The organism is Mycobacterium sp. E802, assembly GCF_001666875.1.
Taxonomy (GTDB): domain Bacteria; phylum Actinomycetota; class Actinomycetes; order Mycobacteriales; family Mycobacteriaceae; genus Mycobacterium.
Genome location: NZ_LZJD01000116.1, coordinates 15,076 through 29,215 on the forward strand (window position 1 = coordinate 15,076; position 14,140 = coordinate 29,215).

General features: G+C 65.0%; 16 protein-coding genes. 7 read left to right on the forward strand and 9 right to left on the reverse strand.

The genetic code is table 11. From position 1 onward, the window contains the following. Nucleotides 1–16: 16 nt before the first annotated feature. Nucleotides 17–925 (reverse strand): exodeoxyribonuclease III, encoded by a 909-nt coding sequence (locus A5699_RS17545; protein WP_231965752.1) that lies wholly within the window; start codon nucleotides 923–925, stop codon nucleotides 17–19. A gap of 160 nt (nucleotides 926–1,085) precedes the next feature. On the opposite strand from A5699_RS17545, the gene A5699_RS17550 reads away from it, so the two are divergent. Further along, on the forward strand, nucleotides 1,086–2,327 hold the full coding sequence (locus A5699_RS17550; protein ID WP_067771416.1) for a Fic family protein: 1,242 nt from the start codon (nucleotides 1,086–1,088) through the stop codon (nucleotides 2,325–2,327). Between the two features lie 50 nt (nucleotides 2,328–2,377). On the opposite strand, the gene A5699_RS17555 is transcribed toward A5699_RS17550, so the two are convergent. Beyond that, the gene (locus A5699_RS17555) at nucleotides 2,378–2,761 is read right to left on the reverse strand and encodes a DUF5997 family protein (protein WP_082957766.1); all 384 of its coding nucleotides are present in this window, start codon (nucleotides 2,759–2,761) and stop codon (nucleotides 2,378–2,380) included. A 29-nt stretch (nucleotides 2,762–2,790) separates the two neighbouring features. On the opposite strand from A5699_RS17555, the gene A5699_RS17560 reads away from it, so the two are divergent. Continuing rightward, a complete protein-coding gene (locus A5699_RS17560) occupies nucleotides 2,791–3,513 on the forward strand; it encodes a LysR family transcriptional regulator substrate-binding protein (RefSeq protein ID WP_067771420.1) in 723 nt (240 codons plus the stop codon). A 17-nt stretch (nucleotides 3,514–3,530) separates the two neighbouring features. On the opposite strand, the gene A5699_RS17565 is transcribed toward A5699_RS17560, so the two are convergent. Continuing rightward, entirely contained in the window at nucleotides 3,531–4,205 is a 675-nt protein-coding gene (locus A5699_RS17565; protein WP_067771422.1) for a nitroreductase family protein, read from the reverse strand. A gap of 126 nt (nucleotides 4,206–4,331) precedes the next feature. Between A5699_RS17565 and A5699_RS17570 the strand changes: the two genes are divergently transcribed. Continuing rightward, a complete protein-coding gene (locus A5699_RS17570) occupies nucleotides 4,332–5,102 on the forward strand; it encodes an SDR family NAD(P)-dependent oxidoreductase (RefSeq protein ID WP_067771424.1) in 771 nt (256 codons plus the stop codon). A 7-nt stretch (nucleotides 5,103–5,109) separates the two neighbouring features. Next, a complete protein-coding gene (locus A5699_RS17575) occupies nucleotides 5,110–5,538 on the forward strand; it encodes a VOC family protein (RefSeq protein ID WP_067771472.1) in 429 nt (142 codons plus the stop codon). A gap of 60 nt (nucleotides 5,539–5,598) precedes the next feature. On the opposite strand, the gene A5699_RS17580 is transcribed toward A5699_RS17575, so the two are convergent. Next, a complete protein-coding gene (locus tag A5699_RS17580; RefSeq protein WP_067771425.1) occupies nucleotides 5,599–6,450 on the reverse strand; it encodes a TIGR03619 family F420-dependent LLM class oxidoreductase in 852 nt (283 codons plus the stop codon). 90 nt (nucleotides 6,451–6,540) lie between these two features. On the opposite strand from A5699_RS17580, the gene A5699_RS17585 reads away from it, so the two are divergent. Then, complete coding sequence (locus A5699_RS17585; RefSeq protein WP_067771474.1) at nucleotides 6,541–7,728, forward strand: cytochrome P450; 1,188 nt, start codon at nucleotides 6,541–6,543, stop codon at nucleotides 7,726–7,728. 4 nt (nucleotides 7,729–7,732) lie between these two features. Here the strand turns inward: A5699_RS17585 and A5699_RS17590 are convergent, their stop codons facing one another. The 5 genes from A5699_RS17590 to A5699_RS17610 all read right to left on the reverse strand — a co-directional run bounded on the left by A5699_RS17590 (nucleotide 7,733) and on the right by A5699_RS17610 (nucleotide 11,960). Continuing rightward, the gene (locus tag A5699_RS17590) at nucleotides 7,733–8,662 is read right to left on the reverse strand and encodes a TIGR03564 family F420-dependent LLM class oxidoreductase (protein ID WP_067771433.1); all 930 of its coding nucleotides are present in this window, start codon (nucleotides 8,660–8,662) and stop codon (nucleotides 7,733–7,735) included. A 14-nt stretch (nucleotides 8,663–8,676) separates the two neighbouring features. After that, nucleotides 8,677–9,540, reverse strand: coding sequence for an SDR family NAD(P)-dependent oxidoreductase (locus tag A5699_RS17595; protein ID WP_067771435.1), 864 nt, complete (start codon nucleotides 9,538–9,540; stop codon nucleotides 8,677–8,679). Nucleotides 9,541–9,619: 79 nt separating this feature from the next. Continuing rightward, nucleotides 9,620–10,969, reverse strand: a complete 1,350-nt coding sequence (locus A5699_RS17600; RefSeq protein WP_067771437.1) for a cytochrome P450 — start codon at nucleotides 10,967–10,969, stop codon at nucleotides 9,620–9,622. Next, nucleotides 10,966–11,175: a ferredoxin gene (locus A5699_RS17605; protein WP_067771438.1), complete on the reverse strand. Its 210-nt coding sequence runs from the start codon at nucleotides 11,173–11,175 to the stop codon at nucleotides 10,966–10,968. Before A5699_RS17605 ends, A5699_RS17600 begins: the two co-directional genes overlap by 4 nt. A gap of 41 nt (nucleotides 11,176–11,216) precedes the next feature. Then, complete coding sequence (locus tag A5699_RS17610) at nucleotides 11,217–11,960, reverse strand: SDR family NAD(P)-dependent oxidoreductase (protein WP_067771440.1); 744 nt, start codon at nucleotides 11,958–11,960, stop codon at nucleotides 11,217–11,219. Between the two features lie 143 nt (nucleotides 11,961–12,103). Between A5699_RS17610 and A5699_RS17615 the strand changes: the two genes are divergently transcribed. Beyond that, complete coding sequence (locus A5699_RS17615) at nucleotides 12,104–13,291, forward strand: cytochrome P450 (protein WP_067771442.1); 1,188 nt, start codon at nucleotides 12,104–12,106, stop codon at nucleotides 13,289–13,291. Between the two features lie 15 nt (nucleotides 13,292–13,306). Continuing rightward, complete coding sequence (locus A5699_RS17620; protein WP_067771443.1) at nucleotides 13,307–14,128, forward strand: mycofactocin-coupled SDR family oxidoreductase; 822 nt, start codon at nucleotides 13,307–13,309, stop codon at nucleotides 14,126–14,128. Nucleotides 14,129–14,140 lie beyond the last annotated feature (12 nt).

The window sequence follows — 14,140 nt, forward strand, 5'->3', positions numbered from 1 at the left end:
ACTGGCCGTTCGGCGTTCAGGGAAAGGCATACTGCACGACCACCGGCGCGTGGTCGGATAGCCGCGCGCCGGGCGTGGGTTCCTTGTCGACGGTCACCGACACGGCGGTCCTCGCGAGCCGCGGCGTGGCCAGATGGTGATCGATCCGCCAGCCCACGTCCTTGATGAACGACTCGCCGGCCCAACTCCACCAGGACAACGGCCCGGGACGGTCGCCGTGCACCGTCCGAACCACGTCGATGAGCGTGCGGGGCCCGATCTGTGCGCCCAGCCAGGCGCGTTCCTCCGGGAGGAAGCCCTCCATCTTCTGCGCGGGCCGCCAATTGGTCACGTCGTGCGGAAGATGGGCCAGGTTCAGGTCGCCGAGCAGCAGGAACTCGCGGCCCGCCGCGAGCGCCGCCCGACGGTTCCGCCGCAGCTCGCGTGCGAACGCCCCGAGGAAGCGCATCTTCCGGTCATACTTGGCGCCGCCGTCAGGTGTGTCGCGTATGTTGCCTGGCCGCTGAAGGTGCGCCGGCAAACCGCCCTTCGGCAGGTACAGGCACGCCACCGTGAGGGGAATGTCCACGAGGTCGACCTCGAGGTACCGGCCTTCATGCGCGTAGGTCCCAAGGCCCCGGGTGCGCGGCGGATGCGAGACCCAGGTCCGTGCGGACGACGGCGTTTCGCGTGTCAGGATCGCGACGCCGTTGCGGCCCGGTATCGAGCCGCAATCGATCGTCGCGTGATAACCGTCGAACGCGCCGACCTCTCCGGCTGGGCAGCGCAGCTCTTGCAGGGCCACCACATCGAGCCCCCGCTCGGCGAGCCAGTCGTCGAAGCCGCGACGGCGTGCCGCCCGGATCCCGTTGACGTTGAAGGTGGCGATCCCCAGGTTCGGAGTGTCAGGCATCGGGTGCGGGTGGTTAGGTTCGGAGTGCGTCATCGAGTCATCATTTTCGCCCTACCGTCACCAAAGGCAGCCAAGACGGCGACGGCTTGTGATGTCTATTTGATATGGATGGCGGTCTGTATAAATTAGCGCTGGATGTTGCGCGCGATAGTGATGCGATCGTGGATCCAGATCAATTGGGAGGGTGCGAAGGGTGTCGTATCGCACGCTGAAGTCGATATTTCATCAGCGCGACGCGGTGGGGGCCGACGCGGAGGAGCGTGCGCGTCGGGGGTCACCATCGGCGATGACCTGGGGTTTCCGTCTCGGTGGGCATCAAATGTTCTGTATGACGACACCTCGGATATCTGTGCTGACCGAGCGGGTCATGATGCTCGACGCACGTGCGCAGAGCGCCTGGGCGTCGCTGCCACTGGTTGCGCAGTCTCACTACCGGCACTCGATGATCGTCGAGGAGATTCAGGCGACCAACGACATTGAGAACGTCAGGTCTACGCGGCGCGAGATCGCCGATGCCTTGAGATCATTGCAGGACGGCTTGACGCAGAAGCGTCGATTTCGTGAGATGGTCCGCCTGTATGAGGCCCTTGGCGACCGCACGGTGTCGCCGCCGGAGACCCTCGACGACATCCGGGCCCTGTATGACTCGGTGACCGCAGGCGAGGTGGCGCCGGGCGATGAGCCGGACGGCACCCGGTTTCGCGCCGGCACGGTGTCGATCACCTCGGGTCAGAAGGTTGTTCATGTCGGGATGACGCCGGAAAGTGCGATCGATGACGCGCTGACCGTGATGCTCGCTCAACGCCGCGATGAGGATGTGCCGCGGCTGATCCGGGCTGCCGTTGCGCATCTGATCTTCGAAGTCGCCCACCCGTTTTACGATGGCAACGGCCGGACGGGGCGCTATTTGATGGCCCTCGATATCGGTGAACTGCTGTCGCCGATCTCGTGGTTCTCCTTGTCGGCGACGATCTTCGACAACAAAGACAGCTACTACCGTGCGTTTACGGAGGTCGAACACCCGCTGAACCGCGGGGATGCGACGCCGTTCGTCGAGGTGATGCTCGGGATATTCAGCGAGGCGCTGCACCGCCTTGCGACTGATCTAGATGAGCGTCGGGAAGCACTCTCTGTGCTACACCAGTGCATCCGCGACATCGGGCGCCATGTCGACGCTCCCGCTGACATTGACGACGACGGTCGCGCGATCCTCTTCGCGCTCGGGCAGGCTGCCCTTTTCGGTCTTCGCGGCGTGCTGACACTCAATGAGCTCGCCGATTCGGGAACGCGCTCTAAACAGTTCGTCCGATCCAGGGTGCAGAGTTTTGTCGATGCCCGGCTTGTCGATGTGATATCCCGAAAGCCGCTCCGCTCTCAGCTCAGTTCGGCGGGGCGAGCGCTGTGCGGCGTCGCGGTCGCTCCGTCGAATGGCTAGTTATCGCACGCGAATCGCGAAAACCCGTGCAATAACTGGCCATTCGGCGTCTAGCTGCGAGCCTGTTCCGCGCGAAGCGCCTTCAAGCGCCGCTCCTCACGCAGCACTTCCTGGTAGCTCTCCCGCTCGGCGACCAGCCACTCCGGCTTCTCCTCGAGCAGCGCATCGATCTGCTCGGTGGTGAGTGCTTTTTCGACACCGCCGCGGGTGAGACCGGCGATCGAGATACCGAGCTTGGCGGCCACGAGATTCTTCGGATGCGGGCCGTTCTTGCGGAGGTCCTTGAGCCACTGCGGTGGGTCGGCCTGCAGTGCCGCGAGCTCGTCGCGGGTGATCGGGTTTTCCTGGAACTCCGTAGGTGTCGCCGGCAAGTACACGTCCAGCTTCTTGGCCGCCGTGGCGGGTTTCATGGACTGTGTGTTCGGCCTGCTCATGACCTCCAGCTTATCGGTAGCCTGAGGCCGTGGCTTCATCCTCGCTGCCGTCCCTGACCCTCGGGTACGTCCCCGGCGGGACGCCCGCGAAGTGGGCGCGGATCTGGGCGCAACGTCACCCCGAGGTGCCGCTGCAGTTGCACGCCATCGCCGCAGCCGACGCCGCCGATGCCGTACGGGACGGCACCGTCGACGTGGCCTTGCTCCGGCTGCCGTCCGACACGTCCGGGCTGGCTGTTATTCCTCTCTACGAGGAGACGACGGTGGCCGTGGTGCCGACGGATCACATTCTGTGCGCCGTCGACGAGATCTCTGCCGCGGAACTCGACGGCGAGCCGACGCTGGTGCCACTCGATCAGGTCGTCGAATGGTCGAATGCTCCCGGCGTGCCGGTGAATCACCGACCCGAAACCACCTCCGACGCAGTAGAACTCGTCGCTGCCGGAATGGGTGCGCTCATCGTGCCGCAGTCGCTGGCGCGGCTGTATCACCGCAAGGACCTCACCTACCGACCGATCACCGACGCGCCCACCTGTCCGGTGGCACTCGCTTTCCTGGAAGGACCGCAGGCGACGCTGGTCGAGGAGTTCATCGGGATCGTGCGGGGCCGCAAGCCCGGTTCGTCGCGCGGGCAGGCCGAGCCGGCACCGAAACGCACCGCGCGGGAGAAAACTCTCGCGAAACAGGCCGCTCGCGCCGCGGCGGGCAAGGTCGCCCGTAAGCCAGGGCCCGCCAAACGCGGTCGACGCTGACTCGCGGGGTCGGGGTTCTAGGAGCCGCCGCGGGGCCGGGCGCCGCGACCATAGGTGATGTCGGCGCGCTGGGGATCCCACTGATTGCGGAACACCACGTCGGACAGTGGCCGGCGGCGAACCGGCCCATGCTTGCCGCGCGGCCAGCCGACCACGATGTGTCCGGCCAGAAACCACTCGTCGGGGATACCGATCGATTTCCGTAGCACCTTGTCGCCGTCGTAGGACGCCCAACTGGTGATGCACGCGCCGAGTCCCTGGGCCCGCGCGGCCAGGTAGAAGTTCTGCATCGCGGGGTAGATGGATCCACCCTGCAAAAACTCCGAGGAGAACTCGTTCTTGAAGGCTACAAACAGCACCGAGGTGTATTCACCGGCGCGGTCGTGAAGCTCATAGGTGGCCCGGTTGTTGCGGGCTGCCCGGCTCTGGTCGTCGGCGGTGGGCCGCGACATGCCATAGATGGATTCGATTGAGGTCAAAGCGATCTGGGCAGCCTCGGCGACCGCGGCGCGTTGTTCGGGCGCGTCGAGCACGATGAAGCGCCACAGTTGAGCATTCGCCCCGTTGGGCGCCCACGTCGCGGCCTGCAGGCAGCGGTTCAGCGTCTCGTCGTCGACCGGCTCGTCGGTGAATCGGCGGATGGACCGAGCGGTGGACAGCACTTCCCAGACATCGGTGGTTGGATCCGGCATTCCATTGGTGTACTCGACACAGCCCTCGATGTCGAGTATCTGCGAACGTCTCGCCTTCGGCCGAGAAGTGCTGTACGGTCGTATTGCATTTGGACGTGTGTACAGCGGTGGATAGGAGTCGATGCTGTGAGCGATAGGTTCTCGATGGAGGGGAAGGTCGCCGTCATCACCGGTGGCGGAACCGGAATCGGAAGGGCATCAGCGCTGGTGCTGGCCCAACACGGTGCGGATGTGGTGCTGGCTGGGCGTCGCCCGGAGCCGCTCAAGGAGACCGCTACCGAGATCGAGGCGCTTGGTCGTCGGGCGCTCGCGGTACCAACCGATGTGACGAACGCCGAGGAGTGCAATGCGCTGGTCGAGACGACGCTCGCCGAGTTCGGTCGACTCGACGTCCTGATGAACAATGCCGGTGGCGGCGAGACCAAGTCCCTGATGAAGTGGACCGACGACGAGTGGCACCAGGTCCTGGACCTGAACCTGTCCAGCGCCTGGTATCTGTCGCGGGCTGCAGCCAAGCCGATGATCGCTCAGGGCAAGGGATCGATCGTCAACATCTCCTCGGGGGCCAGCCTGCTGGCGATGCCGCAGGCACCCGTGTATGCCGCCGCCAAGGCCGGGCTGAACAACCTCACCGGGTCGATGGCGGCCGCCTGGACGCGAAAAGGAGTCCGGGTCAACTGCATCGCCTGCGGGGCCATCCGGACTCCGGGCCTGGAGGCCGATGCGGCGCGGCAGGGATTCGACATCGACATGATCGGCAAGACCAACGGGTCGGGACGGATCGCCGAACCCGACGAAATCGGCTACGGCGTCCTGTTCTTCGCCTCCGATGCGTCCAGCTACTGCTCCGGGCAGACGCTGTACATGCACGGTGGCCCCGGGCCGGCGGGTGTCTGAGATGGGCGTGAGCATCAGCCACGTCGGGCTTCGGGTCCGCGACATCGACACCGTCAAGAAGTTCTACGAGGCGCTCGGATTCACCGAGGTGCAGCGGATGACGGTCCCGGACAAGATGGCCGCAGGTCTGCTCGGCTTGGCCGAGCCGATCGGATTCGAGGCGGTCTATCTGCAGAACGACGGGTTCGTGCTGCAGTTGTTGACCTTCTCCGGCCATCCCGCCCCAGATGAGCCGCAGCGGAACATGGTTGGCGCGGGCCTCACCCATCTGTCGATCGCGGTGGACGACATGGCCGAGGCGCAAGCGTCGGTGCAGTCCTCCGGTGGCGCCGTGGTGGCCGACCCGGGCGGCGGGTTCGCCTGCATGGTCCGTGATCCCGAGGGCCAGCTGATCGAACTCATCCACGCGAAAGTGCGCCCGGTTCCGGCTGGTTGAGTATTCGAGCCCGATGCGGCGGTGGCGTGCTGTTGACGGCACACCACCGCCGCTTGCGTCTCAGCTGAGCTCGTCGACCATGGCCGCGTAGTCGTCCAGGAAGGCCAGGGTGGTCGAAGGGTCGTTGCCCTTCTTGCGGCCACCGCCCAGCACTGCTCGGTTGAATCCCAGATCGCGGTAGCCAGCCAGGGTGTCCAAAGTTGGGTTGCCCCAGGCCATAATCGTCAGATCCAGGGTCGACGGGTCGCGTCCGGCTTCTTCGGCCGTCCGGCGGAAATCGGCTAGAGCCGCACCGACATCGCGGAACGCGGCATCGCCGGGCAGCCAGCCGTCGGCCCAGGCCAGGCATTCCCGAATCGCCTTGGGTCCGGTGGCCGCAGCCAGTAGCGGCGGGCGGGGGCGTTGGCTCGGCTTCGGATACGACCACACGGGGTCGAAGTCGTAGAACTCGCCATGATGTTCAGATTCCTCGTCGTTCCACAGTGCGGTGAGGGCGGCCACCATGTCGGCCAATGCGCGGTAGCGGTTGGCCCATGTCACCGAGCCTGAAACTTCGAGTTCGGCACGCGCGCCGACGCCCACACCGAGGACCACCCGCCCCTTACTGAAATGATCGAGCGTTGCGACTTCCTTGGCAAAGGTGAACAATTCGCGTTCCAGAGGCAGCGTCACGGCGGTCCCGATGCGCAGTGTCTCGGTGACCTGCGCGGCGGACAGCAGCGACAGGAATGGATCGAGGATCTGCTTCTGCGCGGCGAGCAGGGCGGGGTGGAACTGGCCGGCGGCGGCCAGCGGGATCTGCGGATGCTCACCCACCCACAATGATTCGAAGCCGCGGGACTCCAGTTCGGGGCCCAGGGTGGCCGGTGCGAGGTCTCGCGGCGTGTTCAGCGAGACGAATCCCAAATCCATGACTCTCCTTTGGACCGACGAGGCGTGCTGTACGATCGTACTGCACTGGCCGCCTCGGCGGCGATGATCCAACCGAGGAGTGCGACGCGCATGGTGGTGACCAGCCCGCTCTATTACGACCCGTACGACGTCGAGATCGATGCCGATCCGTATCCCGTCTACAAGCGCCTTCGTGACGAATCACCGTTGTATTACAACGAGAAACGCGACTTCTGGGCATTGTCCCGAATGGCCGATGTCGAACATGCCCTGCGTGATGTAGACAATCTCAGCTCGGCCAAGGGTGACATCCTGGAGGTGGTCAAAGCCGAGCCGGTGATGCCGCTCGGCGTCTTCATCAACGAGGACCCACCGCTGCACACCGTGCATCGGCTGCTGGTGTCACGGGCCTTCACGCCCAGGAAGATGAAGGCCATCGAGGAGCAGGTCCGCGACTTCTGCGCGAAGTGCCTGGATCCGTTGACCGAGCGCTTCGACTTCGTCGAGGATCTCGGTGCGGAGATGCCGATGCGGGTGATCGGGATGTTGGTCGGCATGCCCGACGAATTGCAGCGTGACGTCCGCAAGGTGGCGGGGCGCAGGCTGCGGAACAATCCGGGTGAGCCGCTCCCGGTGAGCAAAGAAAACTATTTCAACGGCAACATGTTCCGCGAGTACGTCGAGTGGCGCAAACGGAATCCCTCCGATGATCTGGTGACCGAGCTGTTGAACGTCGAGTTCACCGATACCGAAGGCATCGAGCGCAAGCTGAGCTCCGAGGAGCTGTTGGTGTTTCTCGGGGTGATCGCCAACGCCGGCACCGAGACGGTGGGCCGGCTGTTTGGCTGGCTCGGCAAGCTACTGGGTGAACATGCCGATCAGCGCCGGGAATTGGTCGCGGACCCGTCGCTGATCCCGGCCGCCATCGAAGAGGTGCTGCGGTATGAACCGCCGGTGCACGGCATCACCCGCTACGTTGCCAAAGAGGTGACCTACCACGGAACTACGGTTCCCGTCGGCTCGGCGCTGCAGCTCGTTGCGGGAGCGGCCAACCGCGACGAACGCAAATTCGACGATCCGGACCGCTTCGACATCCACCGCAACGTCAACAACCACGTGAGCTTCGGCCGTGGAACACATTTCTGCCTCGGCGCGTCGCTGGCTCGGGTGGAGGGCCGGGTGGCGCTCGAGGAGATCCTCAAGCGGTGGCCGGATTGGACGATCGACGAGCAGAACGCGGTCCGTGCGCGCGGCGTCACGGTGCGGGGTTGGGACACCATGCCGGCAGTGCTGGGCTGAGAAATCAGCCCTCGCGGGCCAGGGTGCTGAGCAGCGCCCTGGTCCGTTGCGCCGAGGCGGACCGCTCGGCCCGATCCGTACCCACGGCGACGGGCTGGGCCCAGACGTCGGTGGCGCCGGCGTCGAGCAAAGACTGGAGCTCGCGATGGACTGCGGACTCGGAGCCGACGATGGCGACGTCGGCGGCACTCGTGCCGCCGCCGGCGCGAATGATCTGTTCGTAGTTGCGCATTCCCGCATAGGAGACCGCGTTGGCGGCGACGGCGTCTCTGGCCTCGTCGATGTCGTCGTGCACCGCCACCGGCAGACCTGCCACGATGCGGGGACTGGGGCGGCCGAACTCGTCAGTGGCCGCGGCGAGAGCCGGGGCGATTCGGGACTCCAGTGCCTGGCGTGAAGCCATCCACAGCACCACTCCGTCGGCGAACTGCGCTGCGATACGCAGCATCCGCGGCGACAGCGCGGACAACAGCAGCGGAATGGGATGGTCTGGGCGGGCGGCACGGCCGACGGTGTGTGCACTCCAGTCGGTGCCGTCGACATCGACATCCTCACCGCGCAGCAGGGGGCTGACGATCCTGAGATAGTCGGCGGTGTTGCGGGCCGAGTGGTCATAGGACAGGCCGAGCACATCCCGCACGATCGGCTCATGTGACGGGCCAAGCCCCAGGCACAGGCCCGGCCTGCCCATGGCGTTGGCGGCCGCGATCACCCGGTTGGCCTGCAACAGCGGATGGCACGGATAGGTCTGCAGCACAGCGGTTCCCAGCTCGATCGTCTGGGTGGCGCGGCCCGCCATCGCCATCGCCACCAACGGGTCGCCGGCGACCCCGCTGGCGTACCACAGGGAGGCGAACCCGTCCTCTTCGGCTTGCTGGGCCTGGCTGATCATCCGGTCAACCGATGCGGCTCCGCCGGACAGTCCGATACGCATTCGTGAGCCTCCGACTATCGCATGACGTGGGGGCACTGCTGGTGTGGATGGACGTCGAACATCGTCCGGTAGGACGGTGGTTGGCGTCCATCCTCGTCGGTGATGCCGTATTTGCTCGCCAGTTCGGCGCCGATCAGGGTCTGGCCACTGGACTCCATGAGGTCCGGGTCGTTGAACAGCGCCCAGATGACGTGGCCGGTGAGCTCGGGTGTTTCAGCGGTATCGAGGATATGGCCGAACTTGTCCGGTTTGGCGGCGATGATCGCGCGGACCCGCTGGGTCAGAAGGGAACCCATCCAGATCGACACCGCCGCGATGTTGAATTCGCGGAAGTCCACCGCCATGTCGGCGGCCATCTTGTCCACTCCCGCCTTCGGAACACCGTAGGCGGGACCGAAGGCGTAGTGCACCGCCCCGGACGACGAGGTGAAGACCACCAGTCCATTGCGCTGCGGCAGCATCAGCGGTGCACACAACACGGTGGCCGCATAGCTGCTGCGCACTCCGACATCGAGCGTGTCAAGGACGCTCAGCGGTTCCTCCCAGAACTTGGTGCGGCCCATCATCTCGTCGCGGATGATCGCGGCGTTGTTCACCAGGATGTCCACCCGGCCCTGTTCTTCGGCGATCCGGTCGAACAGGGCCTTGACCTGATCGTCGTCACCGTGGTCCACGCGCACCGCGATGCCTTTGCCGCCGGCCGCGGTCACCAACTCGGCGGTGTGGTGAATGGTGCCGTCCAGCGCCGAATCGCCTTGGTTCTCACTGCGTCCGGTGACGTACACCGTGCAGCCGTGGCTTCCCAGCGCATGCGCGATACCGGCACCTGCACCTCGGCTGGCTCCGGTGACGACGGCGACGGGTCGTTTCGTGCCCATGTAATCGACCTCTCGTTTCGTAAACAGGCTCTAGGTTGAAGATCGAAGCCACACACTGACCACTATCTTCAGCGCAAGCTCATCGTTCGATCTCCGCCGCGGTCTTCAACTCGGTGATGGGTCGGGCCAGTCCTTGCTCGTCGCAGACGCGCTGTAGTTTGGCGACGGTTTCTTCGACTCCCGGGCCGAGGCGAGGGCCTGGGGTGAAACTGGCAGGCAGATGACGCATACCCTGGATCACCCCGATGCTGTCGTAATGCACAGTGCCTTCGGCCAGACACTGGTAGTCGGGCATCCGGTCCAGGACTGCGGTCAGCATGGATTTGAACACCGTCCTGGCCACGTTCGATCCGATGCATCGATGTACGCCGAGGCCGAAGCTGAAGTGCCGGTTGTTCTTTCGATCCATCACCAGCTGGTCTGGATCATCGAACAGTGCGGGATCCCGGTTGGCCATCGCCCAAGACAACCAGAGCCGCTCACCTTCACGAAGCAGGGTGCCATCCAAATCGATGTCTTCGGAAACGGTGCGGGCATCACCGGGGGCGGGCGTGAAGTAGCGCAGGAACTCCTCGGTGGCCCGGTCGAGAAGAACATCACGCTCAGCGCTCAATTGCCTGCGCTTGTCGGGATTGTGTGACAGCCACTCCAGGGCGTGGGCAGTGAGCGCTGTCGTGGTATCGAACCCGCCGCCGATCAACAGATTCAGCATGCCGATCAACTCGATGTCGGGCGGCGCCTCGCCATCGATGCGCAGTTTGGCCAGGGCATCGATGATGCCGGGCCGCGGATTCTCCCGAACCTCAGTCAGATTGGTGAACAGGTCGATACCCATCGCCATGTAGAGCTCGCGGACCCGGGCAGCATCGGGGGAGTCCGGTGGGGTGTACACCGAGGCGTGGGCCGGCTCGTTGTAGATCGTCCACTTCTCCAGCCGCACACCGAGCATGGCCAGGGTGAGCACCGCCGGCACCACGTTGGCCAGGTCGTCGACGAAATCGATGTGTCCGGTCTCGATGCGATCGTCGATACAGGCCCGCACGATCTCGTCCACGAACGGAATCCAGCGTTTGACGGCGGCGGGGGACAGGTACGGGTTGAGCGCAGTGCGGTAGAAGCGGTGCTCGGGATCGTCCATCTCCAACATGCCGCCGCGAAAGCCCTCCGCCTCCAACATGGTCGGGATGGAGATGCCCTTGTAGCCACGGCGCTCGTTGTTCACGTCGTGGTCATTGGAGACGTGCGGACAGCGGGCCAATTCGAACACCTGGGGGCCGCCCGCGGCGACCCAATGTCCCTCGTAGGTGTCCGTCCAGGCGATCGGGCACCGCTGTTGCATCTCATGGGTGATGTCGAGGAAGTTCTCCCGGTAATCGGGACCGTGCCGGTCGAAGTGGTAGCGCGCTGCCGGGTCGGTGGGAGCATTCATCGTTCGGTCTCCGTGGTGAGGATGTGGATGGCCTGCTCCGGGCAGGAGCGCACCGCCTCGTGCACCTGCTCGTGGTACGCGGCGGGAACAATGTCGACGGCGGCATGTGCGTGGCCGTCGGTGTCATCGAGTTCGAAGATCTCCGGCGCGATCATCGCGCACAGCGTATGGCCCTGGCAGCGTGACGGGTCGACTTCTACTCTCACAGTGGCTCCTGATGGAAACGTAGGGGTCCAATGGGTTTGGGTTAGGTGACAGCCCCGCCGTTGACGCCGATGACCTGGCCGGTGACATATCCGGCATCTTCTGCGGCCAGGAAGGAGCAGACCGCGGCCACGTCCTCGGGACTGCCGAGCGCTCCGGCCGGGATCGCTTGGTTGAGGTACTTGTCCGGCGGCAGCTTCCCGGCCGCCTGTTGCTCACGCAGCATCGGCGTTTCGATGGCGAACGGCGGCACGGTGTTGGCGGTGATGCCCTTTGCGGCATAGTCGAGCGCCACCGTCTTGGTCAGTGCGATGACGCCGCCTTTCGTCGCGGAGTAATGGGCCTGGCCTTGCGCGCCTTTCTGGCCGGCGGCCGAGGAGATCGTGATGATCCGGCCCCACTGTGCGGCGACCATGTCCGGCAGGGCCGCGCGAATGCTCAAGAAGGTTCCGGTCAGGTTGACCGCCAGATACCGGTTCCACTCCTCGAGGGTGATCTTGTCGAGGCGGCTGAATCCTGAGATGGCCGCGCTGGTCACCAGGATCTCCACCGGGCCCAGTTGTGAGCGAACGACGTCGAAACCGTGCGCGACGGCATCCTCGTCGGATACGTCGACGTCCAGCGCTGTAGCACGACCGCCGCGCGCTTCGATCTCGGCGGCTACTTTGCCTGCTGCTTCGGCGTTGAGATCAAGAACCCCAACGTGTTTACCGTCGGCGGCGAGTCGGATGGCGATGGACCTGCCCAGCCCTGATCCGCCACCGGTCACCACTGCTGTTCGGCTCATCGCTTCGTCCTCCTGTGCGCCCCATCACATCCGCTATACAGATGTATAGCGGATGGCGGATGCTGACACAAGCGAAGACATTGCTGTACGAGCGTATGGCATATGTCCTACACTCGTGCTGACTTTCCAGGAGGAGAACGACTGTGAGCGACCTCTATTACGACCCGTGGGATGTGGACATCGATATCGATCCCTATCCCACCTACCGCCGGCTGCGGGACGAGGCCCCCGTGTATTACAACGAACGCCACGGCTTCTGGGGCATCAGCCGCTACGCGGATGTCGATGCGGCATTGAAAGACACCACCCGGCTCAGTTCAGCCAAGGGCGACATCCTGGAAGTCCTCCTCACCGATCCGGTGATGCCGCCGGGGATCTTCATCAACGAGGATCCGCCGCTGCACACGATTCACCGGGCGATCGTGGCGCGGGCCTTCACGCCGAAGAAGATGCGCGCCATCGAAGACAAGATCCGTGCGTTCTGCGTGGCGTGCCTGGATCCGTTGGTCGGCGGCGACCGCTTCGACTTCGTCGCAGACCTCGGCGCCGAGTTGCCGATGCGCACGATCGGCATGCTCGCCGGTATCCCCGACGCCGAGCAGCCGGCGGTACGTGAGCACGCCAACCAGGTGCTGCGCAACGAACCCGGCCAGCCGATGCGGATCGAGAAAGACCGGTACTTCACCGGGGAGATGTTCGGCGAGTACGTCGAATGGCGCGAGAAGAATCCCTCCGACGATCTGATCACCGAACTGCTCAACGTGGAGTTCGAGGACGAGACCGGCACCACCCGCAAGTTGGCCAAACAGGAACTCATCGTCTTCCTGGCCGTGGTGGCGGGGGCGGGCGTGGAGACCACCGGTCGGCTGTTCGGGTGGATGGGCAAGGTGCTGGCCGAACATCCCGACCAGCGAAAGGAATTGGCGGAGAACCACGGCCTGATCCCGACGGCGATCGAGGAATTGCTGCGCTATGAGCCGCCGGGGCCACATGTGGCGCGCTACGTCGCGACCGACGATGTGACGTTCCAGGATCAGGTGGTGCCCGCGGGCAGCGCGTTGCTGCTGATGTTGGCCTCGGCCAACCGGGACGAGCGCCATTTCGACGAGCCCGACCGATTCGACATCCACCGCAAGCCGGGTGGTCACTTGACCTTCGGTCGCGGTGCGCACTTCTGCGTCGGATCGCCGCTGGCCCGGCTGGAAGGCCGTGTCGCGCTCGAAGAAGTGCTCAAGCGCTGGCCGACCTGGGAGGTCGACATGTCCGGCGCCCGCCGGTCCCGTACCTCCACTGTGCGTGGCTGGGACACCATGCCGGCCATCGTCGGCTGACCGAAAGGAACAGCTATGACATCGACAGATCGCCAGGTCGCGGTCATCACCGGGGCGGCGCGCGGGCAGGGCCGCAGCCACGCCGTGGCGCTGGCCGAAGCCGGCGCCGACATCATCGCCATCGACCGGTGCGCCGACATCGACTCCATCCCTGACCCGTTGGCCACGAAGGAGGACCTGGACGAAACTGCCCGCCTGGTCACCGAGGCCGGCGGCCGAATCGAGACGGCTGTCGCCGACGTCCGCAATCTGACCGAGCTGCGGGCCGCGATCGACACCGGGATCAACGCGTTCGGTGACGTCAACGTCGTGGTGGCCAATGCCGGTGTGGTCGGGATCGGGCTGGACGACCCCATGGACGAAGCGGTGTATTCCGACATCGTCGACACCAACCTGCGCGGTGTCTGGAATACGATCGCGGCCACCGCACCGTCGATGATCCGCCGCGGCACTGGCGGTTCGATGATCCTGATCTCCTCGATGCAGGGCCTGGTGGGCCGTGGAGGTGACGGTAGCGCAGCAACATTCGCCTACGCGGCGTCCAAACACGGTGTGGTGGGGTTGATGCGCTCGGCGGCCTACGCCTACGCCCAGCACAGCATCCGGGTGAACTCCGTCCATCCGACCGGAGTGGCCACTCCGATGATCTTCAACGAGCACATGGCCCGGGTGTTCGAGGCCAACCCCGATTCCAGTGCCATGACGGGGAATCTGATGCCGGTGCCGTTCGTCGAACCGCTCGACGTCACCAACGCCGTCGTCTTTCTGGCGGGGGAGAAGGCCCGGTACATCACCGGTGTGGCGCTACCGGTCGACGCCGGATTCGCCATCATGTGAGATGCCGGTCAG

What these genes read in the sequence shown, in the direction of transcription:
- A5699_RS17610 (WP_067771440.1), bottom strand. Translation starts at nt 11,960, where the DNA reads ATGAGCCGAACAGCAGTGGTGACCGGTGGCGGATCAGGGCTGGGCAGG.
- A5699_RS17585 (WP_067771474.1), top strand. Translation starts at nt 6,541, where the DNA reads ATGGTGGTGACCAGCCCGCTCTATTACGACCCGTACGACGTCGAGATC.
- A5699_RS17595 (WP_067771435.1), bottom strand. Translation starts at nt 9,540, where the DNA reads ATGGGCACGAAACGACCCGTCGCCGTCGTCACCGGAGCCAGCCGAGGT.
- A5699_RS17590 (WP_067771433.1), bottom strand. Translation starts at nt 8,662, where the DNA reads ATGCGTATCGGACTGTCCGGCGGAGCCGCATCGGTTGACCGGATGATC.
- A5699_RS17600 (WP_067771437.1), bottom strand. Translation starts at nt 10,969, where the DNA reads ATGAATGCTCCCACCGACCCGGCAGCGCGCTACCACTTCGACCGGCAC.
- A5699_RS17620 (WP_067771443.1), top strand. Translation starts at nt 13,307, where the DNA reads ATGACATCGACAGATCGCCAGGTCGCGGTCATCACCGGGGCGGCGCGC.
- A5699_RS17555 (WP_082957766.1), bottom strand. Translation starts at nt 2,761, where the DNA reads ATGAGCAGGCCGAACACACAGTCCATGAAACCCGCCACGGCGGCCAAG.
- A5699_RS17545 (WP_231965752.1), bottom strand. Translation starts at nt 925, where the DNA reads ATGACGCACTCCGAACCTAACCACCCGCACCCGATGCCTGACACTCCG.
- A5699_RS17580 (WP_067771425.1), bottom strand. Translation starts at nt 6,450, where the DNA reads ATGGATTTGGGATTCGTCTCGCTGAACACGCCGCGAGACCTCGCACCG.
- A5699_RS17565 (WP_067771422.1), bottom strand. Translation starts at nt 4,205, where the DNA reads ATGCCGGATCCAACCACCGATGTCTGGGAAGTGCTGTCCACCGCTCGG.